21 protein-coding genes are annotated in these 20,434 nt (G+C 59.3%); 12 read left to right on the forward strand and 9 right to left on the reverse strand.

What is annotated here, in order from left to right; all coding sequences use genetic code 11:
* Positions 1-85: 85 nt before the first annotated feature.
* Positions 86-1,423, forward strand: a complete 1,338-nt coding sequence (gdhA, locus tag AB1J88_RS24910) for an NADP-specific glutamate dehydrogenase (protein WP_430292169.1) — start codon at positions 86-88, stop codon at positions 1,421-1,423.
* Here gdhA and AB1J88_RS24915 read toward each other — a convergent pair.
* The 4 genes from AB1J88_RS24915 to AB1J88_RS24930 all read right to left on the reverse strand — a co-directional run bounded on the left by AB1J88_RS24915 (position 1,420) and on the right by AB1J88_RS24930 (position 5,099).
* Positions 1,420-1,914: a GreA/GreB family elongation factor gene (locus AB1J88_RS24915; RefSeq protein WP_145598291.1), complete on the reverse strand. Its 495-nt coding sequence runs from the start codon at positions 1,912-1,914 to the stop codon at positions 1,420-1,422. The two genes, gdhA and AB1J88_RS24915, sit on opposite strands and share 4 nt — an antisense overlap.
* Before the next feature lie 71 nt (positions 1,915-1,985).
* Positions 1,986-2,342 carry a hypothetical protein gene (locus AB1J88_RS24920; RefSeq protein WP_007963787.1) on the reverse strand — a complete coding sequence of 119 codons (357 nt, stop codon included), beginning with the start codon at positions 2,340-2,342 and terminating at the stop codon, positions 1,986-1,988.
* 154 nt (positions 2,343-2,496) lie between these two features.
* Positions 2,497-4,350, reverse strand: a complete 1,854-nt coding sequence (locus AB1J88_RS24925) for a DUF4105 domain-containing protein (protein WP_430292170.1) — start codon at positions 4,348-4,350, stop codon at positions 2,497-2,499.
* A gap of 260 nt (positions 4,351-4,610) precedes the next feature.
* A complete protein-coding gene (locus AB1J88_RS24930) occupies positions 4,611-5,099 on the reverse strand; it encodes a DUF3015 domain-containing protein (RefSeq protein ID WP_041065261.1) in 489 nt (162 codons plus the stop codon).
* Between the two features lie 301 nt (positions 5,100-5,400).
* Between AB1J88_RS24930 and AB1J88_RS24935 the strand changes: the two genes are divergently transcribed.
* Both AB1J88_RS24935 and AB1J88_RS24940 read left to right on the forward strand, forming a co-directional pair.
* Complete coding sequence (locus tag AB1J88_RS24935) at positions 5,401-7,839, forward strand: Lon protease family protein (protein WP_041065264.1); 2,439 nt, start codon at positions 5,401-5,403, stop codon at positions 7,837-7,839.
* 323 nt (positions 7,840-8,162) lie between these two features.
* Positions 8,163-8,492 carry a hypothetical protein gene (locus AB1J88_RS24940; RefSeq protein ID WP_041065267.1) on the forward strand — a complete coding sequence of 110 codons (330 nt, stop codon included), beginning with the start codon at positions 8,163-8,165 and terminating at the stop codon, positions 8,490-8,492.
* Positions 8,493-8,498: 6 nt separating this feature from the next.
* Here AB1J88_RS24940 and AB1J88_RS24945 read toward each other — a convergent pair whose 3' ends face one another.
* Entirely contained in the window at positions 8,499-10,331 is a 1,833-nt protein-coding gene (locus tag AB1J88_RS24945) for a hypothetical protein (protein WP_430292171.1), read from the reverse strand.
* Positions 10,332-10,505: 174 nt separating this feature from the next.
* On the opposite strand from AB1J88_RS24945, the gene AB1J88_RS24950 reads away from it, so the two are divergent.
* The 3 genes from AB1J88_RS24950 (at position 10,506) to AB1J88_RS24960 (ending at position 12,174) form a co-directional block, all read left to right on the forward strand.
* On the forward strand, positions 10,506-10,994 hold the full coding sequence (locus AB1J88_RS24950) for a TIGR00645 family protein (RefSeq protein ID WP_007963798.1): 489 nt from the start codon (positions 10,506-10,508) through the stop codon (positions 10,992-10,994).
* Between the two features lie 135 nt (positions 10,995-11,129).
* On the forward strand, positions 11,130-11,435 hold the full coding sequence (locus AB1J88_RS24955) for a DUF6482 family protein (protein WP_096795239.1): 306 nt from the start codon (positions 11,130-11,132) through the stop codon (positions 11,433-11,435).
* Between the two features lie 121 nt (positions 11,436-11,556).
* Positions 11,557-12,174: an FKBP-type peptidyl-prolyl cis-trans isomerase gene (locus AB1J88_RS24960; protein ID WP_198758327.1), complete on the forward strand. Its 618-nt coding sequence runs from the start codon at positions 11,557-11,559 to the stop codon at positions 12,172-12,174.
* Between the two features lie 110 nt (positions 12,175-12,284).
* Here the strand turns inward: AB1J88_RS24960 and AB1J88_RS24965 are convergent, their stop codons facing one another.
* The 3 genes from AB1J88_RS24965 to AB1J88_RS24975 form a co-directional block, all read right to left on the reverse strand.
* Positions 12,285-12,542, reverse strand: a complete 258-nt coding sequence (locus tag AB1J88_RS24965) for a PA4570 family protein (protein WP_008078558.1) — start codon at positions 12,540-12,542, stop codon at positions 12,285-12,287.
* A gap of 206 nt (positions 12,543-12,748) precedes the next feature.
* Positions 12,749-13,090 carry a zinc ribbon domain-containing protein YjdM gene (locus tag AB1J88_RS24970; RefSeq protein ID WP_041065279.1) on the reverse strand — a complete coding sequence of 114 codons (342 nt, stop codon included), beginning with the start codon at positions 13,088-13,090 and terminating at the stop codon, positions 12,749-12,751.
* A 160-nt stretch (positions 13,091-13,250) separates the two neighbouring features.
* Entirely contained in the window at positions 13,251-14,219 is a 969-nt protein-coding gene (locus tag AB1J88_RS24975) for a polyprenyl synthetase family protein (protein WP_041065282.1), read from the reverse strand.
* 241 nt (positions 14,220-14,460) lie between these two features.
* Here AB1J88_RS24975 and rplU point away from each other — a divergent pair, with 241 nt between their 5' ends.
* The 5 genes from rplU to AB1J88_RS25000 all read left to right on the forward strand — a co-directional run bounded on the left by rplU (position 14,461) and on the right by AB1J88_RS25000 (position 18,205).
* Positions 14,461-14,772, forward strand: a complete 312-nt coding sequence (gene rplU / locus AB1J88_RS24980; protein ID WP_003228361.1) for a 50S ribosomal protein L21 — start codon at positions 14,461-14,463, stop codon at positions 14,770-14,772.
* Between the two features lie 35 nt (positions 14,773-14,807).
* The gene (rpmA, locus tag AB1J88_RS24985; protein WP_003228360.1) at positions 14,808-15,065 is read left to right on the forward strand and encodes a 50S ribosomal protein L27; all 258 of its coding nucleotides are present in this window, start codon (positions 14,808-14,810) and stop codon (positions 15,063-15,065) included.
* 194 nt (positions 15,066-15,259) lie between these two features.
* Positions 15,260-16,483 (forward strand): Obg family GTPase CgtA, encoded by a 1,224-nt coding sequence (gene cgtA, locus AB1J88_RS24990; protein ID WP_041065287.1) that lies wholly within the window; start codon positions 15,260-15,262, stop codon positions 16,481-16,483.
* Between the two features lie 123 nt (positions 16,484-16,606).
* The gene (gene proB / locus AB1J88_RS24995) at positions 16,607-17,725 is read left to right on the forward strand and encodes a glutamate 5-kinase (RefSeq protein ID WP_041065290.1); all 1,119 of its coding nucleotides are present in this window, start codon (positions 16,607-16,609) and stop codon (positions 17,723-17,725) included.
* Between the two features lie 12 nt (positions 17,726-17,737).
* Positions 17,738-18,205 (forward strand): CreA family protein, encoded by a 468-nt coding sequence (locus AB1J88_RS25000; protein WP_003228353.1) that lies wholly within the window; start codon positions 17,738-17,740, stop codon positions 18,203-18,205.
* 120 nt (positions 18,206-18,325) lie between these two features.
* Here the strand turns inward: AB1J88_RS25000 and rpsT are convergent, their stop codons facing one another.
* A complete protein-coding gene (gene rpsT / locus AB1J88_RS25005) occupies positions 18,326-18,598 on the reverse strand; it encodes a 30S ribosomal protein S20 (protein WP_003228351.1) in 273 nt (90 codons plus the stop codon).
* Between the two features lie 252 nt (positions 18,599-18,850).
* On the opposite strand from rpsT, the gene murJ reads away from it, so the two are divergent.
* Complete coding sequence (gene murJ, locus AB1J88_RS25010; RefSeq protein WP_041065293.1) at positions 18,851-20,389, forward strand: murein biosynthesis integral membrane protein MurJ; 1,539 nt, start codon at positions 18,851-18,853, stop codon at positions 20,387-20,389.
* Positions 20,390-20,434: the final 45 nt, after the last annotated feature.

The following is a 20,434-nucleotide window of genomic DNA, read 5'->3' on the forward strand; positions in this document are numbered from 1 at the left end:
TTTTGCGCTGTTCCTGTGCGCAATTCGTTTGTTACAGTCCGGCTCAATCGCTTTCAACGACAATAAATTTGCCGAGACTTTTCCCATGATCGAATCCGTCGAATCCTTCCTCGCCCGCCTGAAAAAACGCGACCCGGATCAACCCGAATTCCACCAGGCCGTCGAAGAAGTCCTGCGCAGTCTTTGGCCGTTTCTCGAAGCCAATCCGCATTACCTGACCTCAGGGATTCTGGAGCGTATCTGCGAGCCGGAGCGGGCGATTGTGTTTCGCGTGTCGTGGGTCGACGATCAGGGCAAGGTTCAGGTCAATCGCGGTTTCCGCATCCAGATGAACAGCGCCATCGGCCCGTACAAGGGCGGGTTGCGCTTCCATCCTTCGGTGAACCTGGGTGTGTTGAAGTTTCTCGCCTTCGAGCAAACGTTCAAGAACTCTCTGACCTCATTGCCCATGGGCGGCGGCAAGGGCGGTTCGGACTTCGATCCGAAAGGCAAGAGCGACGCCGAAGTGATGCGTTTTTGTCAGGCGTTCATGAGCGAGCTGTACCGCCACATCGGCGCGGACGTCGATGTGCCGGCTGGCGACATCGGTGTCGGGGCGCGGGAGATCGGCTTCCTGTTCGGCCAGTACAAACGCCTGAGCAACCAGTTCACCAGCGTGTTGACCGGCAAAGGCATGACCTACGGCGGCAGCCTGATTCGCCCGGAAGCCACCGGTTTCGGTTGCGTGTACTTCGCCGAAGAAATGCTCAAGCGCCGCGGACAGACCGTCGAAGGCAAACGCGTGGCGATCTCCGGTTCCGGCAATGTCGCGCAGTACGCGGCGCGCAAGGTCATGGACCTGGGCGGCAAGGTGATTTCGCTGTCCGACTCCGAAGGCACGCTGTACTGCGAATCGGGCCTGAGCGAAGAACAGTGGCAGGCGTTGCTGGAACTGAAAAACGTCAAACGCGGACGCATCAGCGAATTGGCCACGGCGTTCGGTCTGGAGTTCCGCGCCGGGCAGTTGCCGTGGTCGCTGCCGTGCGACATCGCGCTGCCGTGCGCCACGCAGAACGAACTCGACGCCAACGCCGCGCGCACACTGCTGCGCAACGGCTGCGTGTGCGTCGCCGAGGGCGCGAACATGCCGACCACGCTGGAGGCTGTGGATATCTTTATCGAGGCCGGCATTTTGTTCGCTCCGGGCAAGGCGTCGAACGCCGGCGGGGTCGCGGTCAGCGGGCTGGAGATGTCGCAGAACGCCATGCGCCTGCTGTGGACCGCTGGCGAGGTGGACAGCAAGTTGCACGCGATCATGCAGTCGATCCACCACGCTTGCGTGCATTACGGCGAAGAGAACGGGCGGATCAACTACGTCAAAGGCGCGAACATCGCCGGCTTCGTCAAAGTCGCCGATGCGATGTTGGCCCAAGGCGTGGTTTAAGCCGGTTCGATGCGAATCACTTCAATCACCTGATCGCCAGCGGGGCGCTGCCACAGCACCTCGTCATTGAGCCGGGCGCCGAGCAGCGCCCGGCCCAGCGGCGAGCCCCAGTTGATCAGGCCCTGACTGGCGTCGGCCTGATCTTCGCCGACCAGTTGCACCCGACTTTCGGTGTCGTGCTCGTCGGCAAAGGTCACCCAACTGCCAATCTGCACTTTTTCGGTAGAGGTCGCGGGGGCCGCGACTTGTGCACTGGCGAGGCGTTGGTTGAAGTAGCGCAAATCCCTTTCGAGATCGGCCAGGCGCTGCTTGTCGGCTTGTTCGCCCTTGGCCGATTGTTCGGCGTGCAGGGCTTGCAGCTCGGCGACTTTGGCCTGCAGCTGTGCCAGCCCCTGCGGTGTGACGTAATTGGGCTGCGCGCTGACCTGCCGTTCGACGGGCTGATCGGCTTGCGCGGCGGCATTGTCTTCGTTGACGAAAGCGCGGCTCATGCTGTCCTCCTCTGCATAGAGTTTGGGCCATGGTCGCCGGCATTTGGTTTCACTGGATGTCTGGAAACGACCTATTGCGAGCGATAGGCCCGTCCGGCGTCCTGATCCTTCTGTTGCTGCCAGGCGCGCTCGCGCTCGTCCCAGTGTTCGTTGCGATACTCTTCGCGATCCTTGTTCTCGAGCATCGCCTGACACTGGCGAAAGCCGTCGGTCCAGCCTTCGGCGTATTGCTTGTCTTTGAGGTAGCGCGGCACGTTCTTGCGAAACTCGCCACTGATCGAGCCGGCGGCTTGCCGGCCACTGACGCAACCGTCATCGAAACCGTCGGCGAAGGCCGGTGGATAACCTTTGGCGATCAAGTCTTCATGGGTGGTCTGGCAACCCCCGAGCAACAGCAAAACACCCAACAGTCCCGCACACCGCCACATTGCACTCTCCTGCGCCGATTCTCGGCTGATAGGGAAAGTCTAGAAGGGGATTCGTTGATGGGGTGTGAAAGGAAGATCAAAAGATCGCAGCCTGCGGCAGCTCCTACAGGAAAAATGCATTCCCACTGTAGGAGCTGCCGCAGGCTGCGATCTTTTAATAGTGATACCACTTCACTTCGAGCATCACTTCGTTTTCCGGCGTCGCCACATGACTGAACTCACGCTGCGCACTCAGGCGCAAACCGAGGTTGCGCGACAATTCCCACTGCTGGTTCAGGCTCAGGCTACGGCGCACTTCACCATTGAAGAAGTAATCGCCCTTGGCTTCCAGGCTGAGATTGCCCAGCGGGTTTTTCCACAACACGCCGGTATTGAAACCGCCGGCCGGGGAGACGAATTCGGCGAAGTCATTGTTGTGTTCGATGCGCACCGTGCCAAGGGCAAAACCGAGCGTGTCTTCGCCCAGTTGCCAGGTGCCGCCACCGCCGCCGTTGACGTGGCTGACCAGGTTTTCGTCATCGTGTTTGCCCGGTACGCGCTCAAGGCCGCCAGTGACTTGCCACGACAGCGGCTGCAGCAACTCATTGCGCGGGGTCAGCGAGCGAATGGTCGCCAGATCCAGTTGCTGGAATTGCCATTGGTTACCTTCGTACTGGCGCAACTTCATTTGCAGGATTTCGATCTGTGCGCCGAGGGGGAAGCTTTCGGCGTTGTCGTTGAGGTCGTGATAGGCCATGCGCAAACCGTACTCGCCGAACGCACGGTCGCCCCGGGTGCCGATGCCGGCCTGCCAGGTGCGCGATTCGTGGCCGTCTTCGGGCAGGCCCGGTTGGGGGATCTGCAGCTCCGGCGCCGGGTTCTTGTTGATCGCCCGCAGCAGTTCGAAGCTGCGCTGTGCGCGTTGCGGATCACGTTCCTGACCGTTGGCGCGATAGCGTTCAAGACGATACGCAGCATCGATGATCAGCGCCTGTCGATCCCGGGGCAGAGCCTTGAAGGTCGGGTCTTGCAACACTTGCTGATCGGCGCTGACGTTCAGCACCCATTGCTGTTCATCACTGCTCAACGGCTGGGCGCGGCTGAGCAATTCACGTTCGCGGGACGGGCGGTATTCGATACTTTCCACCAGTCCGGCTTCCTTCACGGCTTTGACCGTGTCGGTAGGGATGGCAGTCAGCGGGAATTGCTCGGTCAGGCGCAGGCTTGGACGCGCCACCTGCAGCAATTCGAGCAGGCGATAGGAGCAGTTTTCGTCGAAGAAGAAATAGTCGAACTGGATCTGCTTCAGTTCCCACACATGTTCGACCATGCGTGCGGTTTCTGCTTGCGTCAGGTTCAGCCGGTATTCCCACAGGTCGCGGTTTTCCAGGCTGCGGTACTCGGAGAGTTTTTCCTGATACGGCACCAGCGCGAACAGCCCCGGGTAGCCGCCCATCAAGCCTTTCCAGGCGTAGAGGATGCTGTTGTCGGAGCCTTCGATGTAGGCACCGAAGTTGATCGCGTAACTGAGCAGCGAAGTCTTGTCGCTTTGCACGTCAGCCTGATCGATGCGCAGTAGGGTGTGGCCGAACATCGACGACGGGCTGTTGAGGTAGGCCGCCGGGAAGATCATCACCGCGCTGTGCGGCGAGACGTCCTTGAACCATTTCTTGAATTCGGCGCAATCGGGGGCGGGCAGATCGCTCAGGTTGAGCTGCGCTTTCAGCCAGCGGGTGCGGGCCGGATAGACGCACTGCGCGTGCTGCTCGCCGAGACTGGCCGGGGCGTACAGCGCTTGCACGGTGGCGGCCAACTCATGGTCGGGGTGTTCGTTGCCATCAGGCGCGAGAAAGAATTTCCTGTCGCTGACATAGCTGCGCCAGCCGCCGAGCTTGGCGGTTTCGTAATGACCGAGGGAAATCCAGAAGCGGTCGTTGGCCAGTTGCTGCAAACGTTGAGGGTCGATGTGAGGCGCGGCGGACAGCGGGGCGCAGACACAGAGCGCCAGCCAGGCAAGGCGTTTGAGCATAAGTGGCAACTTAAGTCGAAAGAAAAAAACCGGATCGGGCTGCGATCACTCCCTGTGGCGAGGGGATTTATCCCCGATGGGCTGCGAAGCGGCCCTCATACCTGCAAAACTCGGTGTATCAGATACACCCAATTGAATGGTTTCACGACTGCTACGCAGCCGATCGGGGATAAATCCCCTCACCACAGGTTCAGCGTCACATTCGAGTGATTGCACTCAAAACAAAACCCGCTTCCCGAAAGAAGCGGGTGGGGTCGAGCTTAAGCCTGAGTGGCGTACTTGGCCAGACGTGGGTCTGATTTCAGTACAGCCAGGGTGTTGGTATGCACGTCTTCGGCGGTCACGTCAGCTTTGCTGAAGATTTGCTGGAAGTGCTCGTGAGTGACAGCGGCGAAATGCGCACGGTCTTCCGGCGCCACGCCCAGTACCACAGCGTAAGTCGTCAGCGCTTCGCCGTTGCCTTTTGCCATGTCTTCGGACAGCTCGTTCATCATGCCATTCATGGCGAACCAGGATTTACCGCCGTAGGTCAGCGACGCGTTGGTCGAGCAACCGTTGGTGCCGGAAGTCATACCGAACGTAGCGTTACCGGAGGTGCCGTTGGTGGTGGATGCCAGGAAGTGTGCCGGGGTGCCACGCTGACCTTCGAACAGCATGTTGCCCCAACCGCAATCCGGACCGCCTGGCGCTTGCGCCATGGCATTGAGGGAAACAACGGTGAAGAGAGTACCGAGAAGAATCCGTTTCATAGCTTTGTTCTCTTTGTGTGCATACCAATGGACAGGGTTCTGGCCCCCCAAGTGCTGCCTAGACAGACCCTTTTGAAGCCAGTGGGCCGGTTATTAGTTCCAGCCGCGCAGTTTGGAGTTTAGGCACGTTCCCGTGGTTCCGTGATTTTTTGCTGATTATTCGTTGAAATCCCCGGATTCACGGGGCGGGCCGCGCGGCTCGGCGCTTGTCTATGCTTTGTCGCATGGCGCGCCTTGCCAGTGGGGCACGGGCAGCGCCAGAATGCCGCTATCTGCCCCGCCTGATTGTTAAGGAAGCCCGATGCCTGATCCTGTTGCTGCCAGCTTGCGTCTAGCGCCCGAAGCGCTGACCCGTCCGTTTTCCGCTGAACAGTTCAGCTTCACTACCACCAATGATCTGGAGCCCTTTCGCGGTGTGCTTGGCCAGGAACGTGCGGTCGAAGCCTTGCAGTTCGGTGTGGCCATGCCACGCCCCGGTTACAACGTCTTTGTCATGGGCGAACCGGGCACCGGTCGCTTCTCATTCGTCAAACGCTACCTGAAGGCCGAAGGCAAACGCCTGCAGACCCCGGCGGACTGGGTCTACGTCAACAACTTCGATGAGCCGCGCGAACCCCGCGCGCTGGAGCTGCCATCGGGTACGGCGAGCGCATTCATCGGTGACATCAACGGCTTGATCGACAACCTGCTGGCGACGTTTCCGGCGGTGTTCGAACACCCGTCCTACCAGCAGAAAAAAAGCGCCATCGACCGCGCATTCAACCAGCGCTACGACAAGGCACTGGACGTCATCGAACGTCTGGCCCTGGAAAAAGACGTCGCCCTGTACCGCGACAGCAGCAACATCGCCTTCACCCCGATGCTCGAAGGCAAGGCGCTGGATGAAGCCGAGTTTTCGCAATTGCCGGAAGCCGAGCGCGAGCGTTTCCACGAAGATATTTCCGGTCTCGAAGAGCGGCTGAATGAAGAGCTTGCGAGCCTGCCGCAGTGGAAGCGCGAGTCGAACAATCAGTTGCGCCAGCTCAACGAAGAAACCATCACCCTGGCCTTGCAGCCGTTGCTGTCGCCGCTGTCGGAAAAGTACGCGGAGAACGCCGCGGTCTGCGGTTACCTGCAAGCGATGCAGGTGTATCTGCTGAAAACCGTGGTCGAGCAACTGGTCGACGACAGCAAGACCGATGCCGTGGCGCGCAAGCTGCTGGAAGAGCAATACGCGCCGAGCCTGGTGGTCGGTCATCCGCACAGTGGCGGTGCGCCGGTGGTGTTCGAACCGCATCCGACCTACGAAAACCTGTTCGGCCGCATTGAATACACCACCGATCAGGGTGCGCTTTACACCACTTATCGCCAGTTGCGCCCAGGCGCATTGCATCGCGCCAATGGCGGCTTCCTGATTCTTGAAGCGGAAAAAATGCTCAGTGAGCCGTTCGTGTGGGACGCACTCAAGCGCGCCCTGCAATCGCGCAAACTGAAGATGGAATCGCCGCTGGGCGAGATGGGCCGTTTCGCCACCGTGACCCTGAATCCGCAGCACATTCCGTTGCAGGTCAAAGTGGTGATCATCGGTGCGCGGCAGTTGTATTACACGCTGCAGGACCTGGATCCGGACTTCCAGGAGATGTTCCGCGTGTTGGTCGACTTCGACGAAGACATCCCGATGGTCGACGAAAGCCTCGAGCAGTTCGCCCAGTTGCTGAAAACCCGCACTTCGGAAGAAGGCATGGCGCCGCTGACCGCCGATGCGGTGGCGCGTCTGGCGACTTATAGCGCACGTCTGGCCGAACATCAGGGGCGTTTGTCGGCGCGTATCGGCGACCTGTTCCAACTGGTCAGCGAGGCGGACTTCATTCGTCATCTGGCCGGTGATGAAATGACCGACGCCGGGCACATTGAGCGTGCGCTGAAAGCCAAAGCCACTCGCACTGGCCGCGTATCGGCGCGGATTCTCGACGACATGCTCGCCGGGATCATCCTGATCGACACCGACGGCGCCGCGGTCGGCAAGTGCAACGGGCTGACCGTGCTGGAAGTCGGCGATTCGGCGTTCGGTGTACCGGCGCGGATTTCCGCCACGGTGTACCCGGGCGGCAGCGGCATCGTCGACATCGAACGCGAGGTCAATCTCGGTCAGCCGATCCACTCCAAGGGCGTGATGATCCTCACCGGGTACCTGGGCAGCCGTTACGCCCAGGAATTCCCGCTGGCGATTTCCGCGAGCATTGCGCTCGAGCAATCCTACGGTTACGTCGATGGCGACAGTGCGTCGCTGGGCGAGGCTTGCACGTTGATTTCGGCGCTGTCGAAAACCCCGCTCAAGCAGTGCTTCGCGATCACTGGTTCCATCAACCAGTTCGGTGAAGTGCAGGCGGTCGGCGGGGTCAACGAGAAAATCGAGGGCTTCTTCCGTCTCTGCGAAGCACGTGGGCTGACGGGTGAGCAGGGCGCGATCATTCCGCAGGCCAACGTCGCCACGCTGATGCTCGACGAGAAGGTGCTGGCGGCCGTGCGCGCCGGGCAGTTCCACGTGTACGCGGTGCGTCAGGCCGATGAGGCGCTGAGCCTGTTGGTCGGCGAGCCGGCCGGTGAGCCGGATGCTGACGGTCAGTTCCCTGAAGGCAGCGTCAATGCGCGCGTGGTCGAGCGTCTGCGGGTGATTGCCGAGATGATCAGTGAAGAGGATCTGAAAGAGGCCGAGAAGGAGTTGGCGCAGGAGGCGTTGGCCGAGGCCAAACCAGCTTAAAAAGTCTAGAGCAAATCCTGTGGGAGCGAGCTTGCTCGCGAAGGCGGCATACCAGTCGACATTTAGTTGCCTGAACATCCGCATTCGCGAGCAAGCTCGCTCCCACAGTTGTTTTCCAGATTGATTTTTGCGCTGATCATCAGGAAAAGTGCCACTACTCTGACGTCAACATTCACACAATGACCATTCGGCGCCTTCTGGTTCTATCCGGCTTGCGCGGCGGACTTTTCTTCTATTCTCAGCTCAAGGACATCGACAGTATCACTGGATCGAAACAGCCTTCGCGTGAAGGCTGAATACAGGTTTTACCGAGGGTCGCCGCCATGTCGCGCAACCTCTGCCTCACCCGTCAATGCCTGGGTCTTGTGACCCGTATCGAATGCGCCATCAAACCTCTGGCCGGCGATAACGGTATGTGGACCTTGCTCTTCGCTGCCGGCATGGCCGGCGAACAACCCTCCGCCATCAAGGCCCAAGGCCCGTTTCACGGGCCGGTCGCCGCCGAGTCGATTCTCGACACCATTGTGGAAAGCCTGACGATGCACGGCTACGAGCTGGCCAATGATCCGCAGATCTGGAGCTTGCACTTGCAGGCGCAGCTGCGCCAGATCAACGGTGGCCGTGGACGTCCGGCCGGTGTGTTCGACCATTAGGCGCAATCACCGCGCCGTGTCGGGCACCGGCGCCTTGTCGAGCTTGACCTCAAAGCCGTATTGCACGGTATTGAGTTCAGTTCGCTGATAGGTCTCCACGTGCGTTGGACGGCCATAGAAGTAATGCACGCCGAACAGCGCCGGGCCTTGCGCACTCGCGTCGTGGCTGACCGAGAGAATCTGTTTCAGGTAGTTGCCGCTGTCGTCCTTGACGAAGAAACGCCAGGCGTTGGCCGGGAACCGTTTCAGGTCCACCACCAGTGTGTTGTTCTTGATCTCCAGGCCTTTGGGCAGGGCCTTGGCGTCGTAGGTTTTCTTGTCGACGCTCGCCAGAAACAGCGGCATCGAACCCACAGCAATTGCCGGGGTTTCCGGGAACAGGTTCAAATCGTAAGTGATGGTCGCTTGCAGCGGATCGACCTGATAGGCCTCGGGTGGCAGTTCGATCGGCTCGTCGAGTTTGCCGCTGCGTTTCTCGGTGAAGAACGTCACCGGGCTTTCTCCCGGGCTGAAATCATCGCCGAGCAATTCATCATTGAAGGTACGCCGGTGGGAGAACTCGATGCGCGCGGCGCTCGGATCCTCCACGGACTGATGGATGCGGATGCCGGCCTTCAACGCTTCCTCGGTCAGGCTCGCGCCCTTGAGCCAGTTCGGCGCCAGATCGTCATAGACCACTACGTCCGGGTCCAGCGGCTGGATGGTCTTTTCCGTGGTGTGCTGACTGAAAGTGCGCACCGGCAAATCCAGTGCCTTGCGGGTCACGGTCGCCGATGAAAAATCGAGCACGCTGACCTCTAGGGTATCGACGGGGCCGTTGAAGTAGACCTTGTTATAGCGGCGCGGATGCTGCTGTGTGAAGGCCTGCTGTTCGTCCTCAAGCTGTTTTTCCAGCGCCTCGCTCCAGGTTTTCTGCTGTTGCAGATGCGCCAGTTGTTTCTCGTAGAAGGCGACTTGTGCCGGGCTCTCATTGATTGAGCCGGCGCGCACCAGGTATTGCCCGGTGGTGTCGCGGGCCTGAACGATCAACGGATTGAGCTGCGCCCCCTCGACCTCGGGGGCCAATGGCAGGCTGTTGCTGAATTCGACTTCGGCGTAGTTTTTTGCAAGCTTCAGCAGGGTGACGCTGAGGTTGTCATCGGTGCGGGTCTGGCCGACATCCTTCTGACTCAGGTTGAAGCTGAACAGGCGGCGCGGCGTGATGACTTCGACGTTGCCCTGCAGGCTCACTGGCTGCGGTTGTGTCTTCTTGTCGACGTCCAGCCCCTCGATGAAAGGGTAGGTCACGGTCAGGTCATCGGGGTTGTTGACATTGGAACTGGACGGGCTCAACTGAATGCCGGGATCGGTTTCCGACCATTCCGGCTGATAGGTGATCACGCGCTTGTTGCTCAGGGTCACCGACTGCCATTCCACGCCATGCGGAAACAGAAAACCGCCGGGAATGTTCAGGTTGAACGGGAACACTGGCTGCAGGTCGGTGAGGTAGTCGGAGCTGGCGTCCTTGTGCAGCACGAACAGCCCGTTGATGAAAGTATCGACCAGCGCCTGCGGCGAAGGGTAGTGCTTGAGGATGCCGAGCGTGTCTTCGCCGTAGACGGTTTTCAGGGGTGTGCTGTCGAGCTTGAGTTGCGCGCGTTCGAGCAACAGCAGCGAACCGCCGAGTTCGGTCACGGCATCCTTGAGCTTCGGATCGGTGATGGCGTCCAGTGAATGTTCGAAGGTTGCCGTCTTCGCGTCGAGGCTGACCGAGGGTTTTTTCTCTTCGCCGGGAGAGCAGCCGCCCAGCAGCAGAGCGAGGCAAATCCCGGCGGTTTTCAACGGCAATCGCACATCCATTTCCAGTCGTCCTGTCCACTTTCGCTAGGCGGTCAATGGTTTGGACAGTAGCAGAAAAAAAATCATACACACACGCAGGTTGCGCTGATTGGAGGTGCGGGCCGGGCCGTTTCTGGCTGTCACGGTCGGCTGGTATACTCGCCGCCGATTTCAATCCTTATTGTGTGAGAGTCAATGGAACGCTTTATCGAAAATGCAATGTACGCCACGCGCTGGCTGCTGGCGCCGATCTATATCGGGCTGTCCCTCGGGCTGCTGGCGCTGGCATTGAAATTCTTCCAGGAAGTGTTTCATGTCATTCCCAACGTGTTTTCCATGGCCGAATCGGATCTGATCCTGGTACTGCTTTCGCTGATCGACATGGCGCTGGTAGGCGGCTTGCTGGTGATGGTGATGATTTCCGGCTACGAGAACTTCGTGTCCGAGCTGAACATCGATGAAGGCAAAGAGAAGCTCAGTTGGCTGGGCACCATGGACTCCTCGTCGCTGAAGATGAAAGTGGCGGCGTCGATCGTGGCGATTTCCTCGATCCACCTGCTGCGGATCTTCATGGACGCCAAGAACGTCGATCCCGAGCACCTGATGTGGTACGTGATCATCCACATGACCTTCGTGATTTCGGCGTTCGCGATGGGTTACCTGGACAAGCTCACCAAGCACTGATCATTGTTTGATCGCTGCAAAAACACCGCCCGTCTGTTGCGAAACAGACGGGCGGTGTCGTTTGTGGCTTGTGCTTTGGTGCGCGCGGGCATATCCCTGTAAGGGTCCTGGCTCGCCATCGCACGAGGTGCGTTTATGAACCTGCAAGAGTTGAATGCGTTTGCCATCGCCAGAAAGGTCGATGAGCTGAACCTGATCTCCATGGAGGGCGGGATTTATCTGCTCGAAGCGCGGATGCACGGGGCGGCGTATCCGCTGAGTGATCTCAAGGGCGAGATGCTGCAGCTGCGTTCGGTGGAGCACGCGCGGGATTTGCTGCATAACTTTCCGGTGCTGCCGTTCAACCTCGTCCATACCTCGGTGCACGACGAAATGTGCGGCCTGGGCGTCAGTGACGAGGAAAGCCTGAAAGTGCCGCTGGCCTGGCGCTCGGCCCTGTAGGCGTTGCGCCCCATCGCCGGGCATCTGTGCTAGTCTGCTCGCCCTTTTGGTTCCGGGCGCGCCGGGACGCGCTGTGCACGCACGGCAAGTCTGATGGCCGTCCGCACAGCGGAGCAGTGTCATGTCCGAAGTAAATCTGTCCACCGACGAAACCCGCGTCAGCTACGGCATCGGCCGTCAGCTGGGTGACCAGCTGCGCGACAACCCGCCACCGGGTGTCAGCCTGGACGCCATCCTGGCCGGTCTGACCGACGCATTCGCCGGCAAGCCAAGCCGTGTCGATCAGGAAGCCATGTCCGCCAGCTTCAAGGTGATCCGCGAGATCATGCAAGCCGAAGCCGCCGCCAAAGCTGAAGCGGCTGCCGGTGAAGGCCGTGCGTTCCTGGCTGAAAACGCCAAGAAAGAAGGCATCACTACTCTGGCTTCCGGTCTGCAATTCGAAGTGCTGACTCAAGGTGAAGGCGCCAAGCCATCCCGTGAAGACACCGTGCGTACTCACTACCACGGCACGCTGATCGACGGCACTGTGTTCGACAGTTCCTACGATCGTGGCCAGCCAGCAGAATTTCCGGTGGGCGGCGTGATCGCCGGCTGGACCGAAGCCCTGCAACTGATGAACGCCGGCAGCAAATGGCGCCTGTACGTGCCGAGCGAACTGGCTTACGGCGCTCAAGGCGTTGGCAGCATCCCGCCGCACAGCGTTCTGGTGTTCGACGTCGAGCTGCTGGACGTTCTGTAAAACCTTTGTGGGAGCGAGCTTGCTCGCGAATGCAGGCGATCCGGTTCAAATCTGCAATCGCGTTGCTGCCTTCGCGAGCAAGCTCGCTCCCACAGGTTTTGGGTTGCTTTTCATATTTCGATCTTGTGATGCAGCTCATGGGTCGGGCGCAAGGCCCGGGCATAGCAGAACAGGAACAGATTACGCACCAGCTCCTTGAGCACCAGCGGCTCGCTGGAATTCAGGCTGCTGACGTCCAGATCGCCCTGATCCTGCAGCTCATGCAGGGCTTCTTCTTCCAGAACCGCACAGACTTCCCCGGTTTCCCGATGCAGGATCCTGAGGTACGGGTGTGGGCGATCCAGCCAGGCATCGATCAAATAAGTCATGGGTCTCATCTCCTTGAAAGGTTTCAATGAGAATAATTCTTATTCGTCAAATAGCAAGTGCCTATTGGCGCAATGCGATTTTTTCCGGGTAAAGATTGCGTAAGGTCAAAACGGCTGGCGTCTGGCTATTACGCGAGCATGCGGGAGCAAAGCGGGAGAGGGCGGAGCTCCATCCCACGCCGGGCGTGGGATGGCTGACAGCAGGATCAGACCTTTCTGACAAACTCGGACTTGAGTTTCATCGGGCCGATGCCGTCGATCTTGCAGTCGATGTCGTGGTCGCCATCGCACAGGCGGATGTTCTTGACCTTGGTGCCGACCTTGACCACCAGCGAGGTGCCCTTGACCTTCAGGTCCTTGATCACGGTGATGGTGTCGCCGTCCTGCAGGACGTTGCCGACCGAATCTTTCTTCACGGCATCATCGGACGCCACTTCGGTTTCGCCGTTGGCCGACCACTCGTGGGCGCACTCAGGGCAGATCAGTTGGGCACCGTCTTCGTAGGTGTATTCGGAATTGCATTTCGGGCAGGGTGGCAACGTGCTCACTAAGGCTCCTTGGGATGTGGATCGCTAAAAGTCGCACATTGTATAAGGTTTTAGCCTTTGATGGAGCCAAAAGCAGAAGATCGCAGCCTTCGGCAGCTCCTACAGATGATTGTGCAGGAGCTGCCGCAGGCTGCGATCTTTTGATCTTGCTTCAGCGATATCAGTGCGTGCGGGCGACCGCAAACTCGCTCAGTTCTACCAGTGCATCGCGGTATTCGCTGGCCGGCAGCGCGTCGAGGCACTTGATCGCACGGGCCACGTAGTCACGGGCCAGTTGCGCGGTGTACTCCAGCGAACCCGAGGCTTCCACGGCGATGCGGATGCTTTCGAGGTCTTCGATTCCGCCTTTCTGGATCGCCTGGCGTACCAGGGCAGCCTGTTCCGGCGTGCCTTCGCGCATGGTAAAGATCAGCGGCAGGGTTGGCTTGCCTTCGGCCAGATCGTCACCGACGTTCTTGCCCAGGGTCTCGGCGTCGCCCTTGTAGTCCAGCAAGTCGTCGACCAGTTGGAACGCCACGCCGAGGTGATCGCCGAAGGTGCGCAGGGCTTCGCTCTGCTCGGCGGAGGCACCGGCCAGTGCGGCAGCGCTGTGGGTCGAGGCTTCGAAGAGCATCGCGGTCTTGCCGCGGATGACCTCCATGTAGGTTTCTTCGGTGGTGCTGGCGTCGCGCACCTTGGACAGTTGCAGCACTTCGCCTTCGGCGATGATGCGCGTGGCCTGGGACAGGATCTTCATCACCGGCATCGAGCCCAGTTCGACCATCATTTCGAACGAGCGCGAGTACAGGAAATCGCCGACCAGCACGCTCGGAGCGTTGCCCCACATGGCGTTGGCGGTCGAGCGGCCACGGCGCATGCCGGACATGTCGACCACGTCGTCATGCAGCAGGGTCGCGGTGTGCAGGAATTCGATGGTGGCGGCCAGCAGGCGCAGGTCGTCGCCTTCGCGACCCAGGGCCTTGCCGCACAGCAGCACCAATAAAGGACGCAGGCGTTTGCCGCCGGCCGAGGTGATGTAATCGCCGATTTTCGATACCAGCGGCACTCGGGAAGTCAGCTGCTTCTTGATGATGCCGTCGACGGCGCTAAAATCGTCCGCCACCGCGCGGTAGAAAGCTTGGGGTTGCATCAGCGACAGTTGCTCCAGAAGGGTTGCGCGGCATGCTAGGACCCCCACCGGGGCCTGTCAAGGCGCGATGGACGGCCTCTTGCGTGACTCTCGATGCTTGCGTACAATCGCGCACCCTGAACTTCCTGGGCAGCACCTGCCTTACGCAATTGCACTTGGGCCGTTCCAGCCCCATGCAGCCATGCCAGCCAATACCTCTTCTTATAAAGAGCTGGGTGAGCAGGATTATCGGAGAAATACCATGTACGCAGTAATCGTTACCGGCGGTAAGCAATACAAGGTCGCTGAAGGTGAATACCTGAAGATCGAAAAACTGGAAGTCGCTACTGGCGAGTCCGTGACTTTTGACCGCGTTCTGCTGGTCGCCAATGGCGACGACGTGAACATCGGCGCACCTGTTGTTGCTGGCGCAACCGTCAAGGCTGAAGTGATCTCCCAAGGTCGTCACGATAAAGTCCGCATCATCAAGTTCCGTCGCCGTAAGCACCACATGAAGCGTATGGGCCACCGCCAGTGGTTCACCGAGATCAAAATCACCGGTATTCAGGCTTAATTACAGCCTAATTCCTCACTAGGAGAATTGAACTCATGGCACACAAAAAAGCTGGTGGTAGTACCCGTAACGGTCGCGACTCAGAAGCCAAACGCCTTGGCGTGAAGATGTATGGCGGCCAGGTCATCAAGGCCGGCAACATCATCGTGCGTCAGCGCGGCACCCAATTCCACGCTGGCTACGGCGTTGGCATGGGTAAAGATCACACCCTGTTCGCGAAAATCGAAGGCGTGATCAAGTTTGAAGTAAAAGGCGCCTTCGGTCGTCGTTACGTGAGCGTTGTCGCGGCTTAATCGCGAGATCGCTGGAAGAGCCCTGTCTTGCGACGGGGCTTTTTCGTTTGTGGGGTGAGTCTCTTGCAAAACTGTTTGTATGGGCTGTCGGCGTGCGATGCAGGTCGTGGTTTGGGGTCGCTGCGCTCATTTTTGCAAGAGTCTTATGTCTTGATTGTTTTTCGGCTCGTCCGTATGGCGAGAGGCGTTGAGTTATGAAGTTTGTAGACGAAGTATCGATCCGCGTAAAAGCTGGCGACGGCGGCAATGGCTGCATGAGTTTCCGTCGGGAAAAATTCATTGAGAACGGCGGCCCGAACGGTGGTGACGGCGGTGACGGCGGTTCCATCTACATGATGGCCGACGAAAACCTCAACACCCTGGTCGACTACCGTTACACCCGGCACTTCGATGCCGAGCGTGGCTCCAACGGCGGCAGCACCGATTGCACCGGCAAGAAGGGTGAAGACCTGATCCTGCGCGTGCCGGTCGGTACCACCGTGATCGACTCGGCCACCCAGGAAGTGATTGGCGACCTGACCAAGGCTGGCCAGAAACTGATGGTAGTGCAGGGCGGTTGGCACGGTCTGGGCAATACGCGTTTCAAATCCAGTACCAACCGTGCGCCGCGCCAGACTACGCCGGGCAAACCGGGTGAGCAGCGCGACCTGAAACTGGAAATGAAAGTGCTGGCCGACGTTGGTCTGCTGGGCTTGCCGAACGCCGGTAAAAGTACCTTTATCCGTTCGGTGTCGGCGGCCAAGCCGAAAGTCGCCGACTACCCGTTCACCACGCTGGTGCCGAACCTGGGTGTGGTCAGCGTAGACCGCTGGAAAAGCTTCGTCATCGCCGACATTCCGGGTCTGATCGAAGGCGCTTCCGACGGTGCCGGTCTGGGCATTCGCTTCCTCAAGCACCTGGCGCGTACGCGTCTGTTGCTGCACCTTGTCGACATGGCGCCGCTGGATGACAGCAGTGCACCAGACGCGGCTGAAGTGATCGTCAATGAGCTGGTCAAATTCAGTCCTTCGCTGGCTGAGCGTGATCGTTGGCTGGTGCTGAACAAATGCGACCAGATCCTTGAAGAAGAGCACGAAGAGCGCGTCAAGGAAATCGTCGATCGTCTGCAGTGGGAAGGTCCGGTCTACGTGATTTCGGCCATCGCCAAAGAAGGCACCGAGCGTCTGACGCGCGACATCATGCGTTACCTGGAAGATCGTGCCGATCGTCTGGCTAACGACCCGGCGTACAAGGAAGAACTGGCCGATCTCGATCAGCGCATCGAAGACGAAGCTCGTGCTCAATTGCAGGCGCTGGACGACAAGCGTGCCCTGCGTCGCAGCGGTGTGAAGTCGGTCCATGACATCGGCGACGATGACTGGGACGAAGAAGATGTGGATGATGAAGACGGTCCGGAAATCATTTACGTGCGCGACTGATTCGTTGCAGTAAACTTAAGCGCCGCTCAATCGAGCGGCGTTTTAGTATCTGGAAATCGCAAGTCACAAATAACGACATGGGCGGCGCTGGGTCGCGCTGCCCTCAAGCTAAGGTTGAAGATGATGCGGAGCAAGGTGACAGGTGCGCAGCGTTGGGTCGTGAAGATCGGCAGCGCTTTGCTGACGGCTGATGGCAAAGGGCTGGATCGCGCGGCAATGAGTGTCTGGGTCGAGCAGATGGTGGCCTTGCATGAGGCGGGTGTCGAGCTGGTGCTGGTGTCTTCCGGTGCTGTGGCTGCCGGCATGAGCCGTCTGGGATGGACCGCACGACCCAGTGCGATGCACGAGCTCCAGGCTGCCGCGGCAATCGGTCAGATGGGCTTGGTGCAGGCCTGGGAATCGAGCTTTGCCGAGCACGGTCGGCACACCGCGCAGATTCTCCTGACTCACGATGACCTGTCCGACCGCAAGCGCTACCTGAACGCCCGCAGCACCCTGCGTGCACTGGTCGAGCTGAAAGTCATCCCGGTGATCAACGAAAACGACACGGTGGTCACTGACGAAATCCGTTTCGGCGACAACGACACGCTGGCAGCGCTGGTGGCCAACCTGGTCGAGGCTGATCTGCTGGTGATCCTCACCGATCGCGATGGCATGTTCGATGCTGATCCGCGCAATAACCCCGATGCGCAACTGATTTATGAGGCGCGTGCCGATGATCCGACTCTGGATGCGGTGGCGGGCGGCACCGGCGGTGCGCTGGGGCGTGGCGGCATGCAGACCAAGCTGCGTGCGGCGCGTCTGGCGGCGCGTTCCGGGGCGCACACCATCATCGTCGGTGGGCGTCTGGAGCGAGTGCTTGATCGTTTGAAGGCGGGTGAGCGCATCGGCACGCTGCTGTCGCCTGAGCGCGGCATGCTGGCGGCGCGCAAGCAATGGCTGGCGGGGCATCTGCAGACTCGCGGCACGCTGGTGCTGGACGAAGGTGCGGTGTCGGCATTGTCCCAGGGCCACAAGAGTCTGTTGCCGGTCGGTGTGAAACTGGTCCAGGGCAGTTTTCGCCGGGGCGAAATGGTGGTCTGCGTGGCACCTGATGGTCGTGAGATCGCCCGTGGCCTGGCCAACTACAGTGCGCTTGAGGCGCAAAAAATCATTGGTCAGTCGTCGGATGCAATTGTCGGCGTGCTGGGCTACATGGCTGAGCCGGAACTGGTTCACCGTGACAACCTGATTCTGGTCTAAGGGAAATTACGCATGCGCATGGCAAAAGGATTGTTGGGTCTGCTGATGGCGTTGCCATTGCTGGCCTCGGCCGAGGAAATCGGTCAGGTGTCGACGGTGTTCAAGTTCGTCGGCCCGAATGACCGAATCGTAGTCGAGGCTTTCGATGATCCGAAAGTCGACGGCGTGACCTGCTACCTGTCTCGCGCCAAAACGGGTGGGGTGAAGGGTGGCCTCGGTCTGGCCGAGGATCGCGCTGAAGCGTCGATTGCCTGTCGCCAGGTGGGCCCGATCAAGTTCAAGGGTGAGTTGAAAGACGGCGACGAGGTGTTCAAGGAGCGCACGTCGCTGGTGTTCAAGACCATGCAGGTGGTGCGTTTCCTCGACAAGAAGCGCAATACGCTGGTGTATCTGGTCTACAGCGATCGCGTGATCGAAGGGAGTCCGCAGAATGCGGTGACCGCGATCCCGATCGTGCCGTGGGTGCCGGTCCAGCAGTAACAGCGCAAAACCAATTGCAGGGGTGAGCTTGCTCGCTCCTGCATTTTTTTGCTCTGCGTTTATCAAATCGCAGGCAATAAAAAACCGACCCTAGGGTCGGTTTTTTAATGACTACGTCGATTAAGCAGCTTCTTTCAGTGCTTTGACGTGGCCATTCAGACGGCTCTTATGACGAGCAGCCTTGTTCTTGTGGATGATGCCTTTATCGGCCATGCGGTCGATAACTGGCACAGCCAGAACGTATGCAGCTTGAGCTTTTTCAGCGTCTTTTGCGTCGATGGCTTTAACTACATTCTTGATGTAGGTACGAACCATGGAACGCAGGCTGGCGTTGTGGCTGCGACGCTTCTCAGCCTGTTTTGCACGTTTTTTGGCGGAAGGTGAGTTGGCCACCGTCGAGCTCCTCGAAAGACTTTTTAGGAAATAGCAAACAAAATAGGCCGCGAATCATGCCGATGAAGAGAAGTCTTGTCAAGGGCGCTTGAAACGTTCCGCTAAGTGGTAGGTATAAAGAGGCGGGATATTTATTTCCGGCGCTTGACCTGTAAACTCGCGAGCTTTGGCTCTGTGCTGTTGCGGCGCGGAGTATCGCACAAGTAGGCGCATTGTTCGCCTGCTGTTTATCGACAGGCACTAATTTCCTCAATGAATCTGCTCAAATCGTTGGCCGCTGTCAGCTCTATCACGATGCTTTCCCGGATTCTGGGGTTCGTCCGTGACACGCTCATCGCTCGCACCTTCGGCGCCGGAATGGCGACGGACGCCTTTTTCATTGCCTTCAAATTGCCCAACCTGCTGCGACGAATCTTCGCCGAGGGGGCGTTCTCGCAGGCCTTCGTGCCGATTCTGGCCGAATACAAAAGCCAGAAGGGCGAAGAGGCGACTCGCACCTTTATCGCTTACGTTTCCGGTTTGCTGACCCTGGTGCTGGCGCTGGTTACCGCGCTGGGGATGATCGCTGCGCCGTGGGTGATCTGGGCCACGGCTCCGGGTTTTACCGACACGCCGGAAAAATTCCAGCTCACTTCTGATCTGTTGCGGGTGACGTTCCCTTATATATTGCTGATCTCCCTGTCCTCGCTGGCTGGGGCGATTCTCAATACCTGGAACCGTTTTTCGGTGCCGGCCTTCGTGCCGACCCTGCTTAACGTCAGCATGATCGTGTTTTCGCTGTTCCTGACGCCGTATTTCAACCCGCCGGTCATGGCGTTGGGCTGGGCGGTGCTGGTCGGTGGTCTGGCGCAGTTGCTCTATCAACTGCCGCACCTGAAAAAGATCGGCATGCTGGTGCTGCCACGCCTGAACCTGCGTGATACCGGTGTCTGGCGAGTGATGAAGCAGATGTTGCCGGCGATTATTGGCGTCTCGGTGAGTCAGATTTCGCTGATCATCAACACCATTTTCGCTTCGTTCCTGGTGGCCGGGTCGGTGTCGTGGATGTATTACGCTGACCGTTTGATGGAGCTGCCGTCCGGCGTGCTCGGTGTGGCGCTGGGCACGATTCTGCTGCCGACATTAGCCAAGACCTATGCGAGCAAGGATCGCCACGAGTATTCGCGGATCCTCGACTGGGGCCTGCGCCTGTGCTTTGTGCTGGTGCTGCCGTGTGCATTGGCGCTGGGGATTCTCGCCGAACCGCTGACCGTTTCCCTGTTCCAGTACGGGCAATTCAGCGCGTTTGATGCGTCCATGACCCAGCGTGCGCTGATTGCCTATTCTGTCGGTCTGCTCGGAATTATCGTGATCAAAGTGCTGGCGCCGGGCTTTTATGCGCAACAGAACATCCGCACCCCGGTGAAAATCGCAATCTTCACGCTGGTGTGCACGCAGTTGTTCAATCTGGTGTTGATCGGCCCGCTGGCTCACGCCGGTCTGGCGCTGGCGATCAGTGCCGGAGCCTGCCTCAATGCCGGTTTGCTGTTCTATCAACTGCGCAAGCAAAAGATGTATCAGCCGCAACCGGGCTGGTACATGTTCGGTTTCAAGCTGGTGGTAGCGGTGGCGGTGATGTCGGCAGTGCTGCTGCTGGGCATGCATTTCATGCCGGCCTGGGATCAGGGGCACATGCTGGAGCGCTTCCTGCGTCTGGGGGCGCTGGTGGTTGCCGGTGTGGTGGCGTATTTCGGTATGTTGCTGCTGCTCGGTTTCCGTCTGCGCGACTTCAATCGCAAGGCCTTGAGCTGAGGTTTCAGCCATTAAATACGGGCATGGGCCGGCAGTTTTGTCGGC

Source organism: Pseudomonas sp. S8, assembly GCF_050473925.1.
GTDB lineage: Bacteria > Pseudomonadota > Gammaproteobacteria > Pseudomonadales > Pseudomonadaceae > Aquipseudomonas > Aquipseudomonas parakoreensis.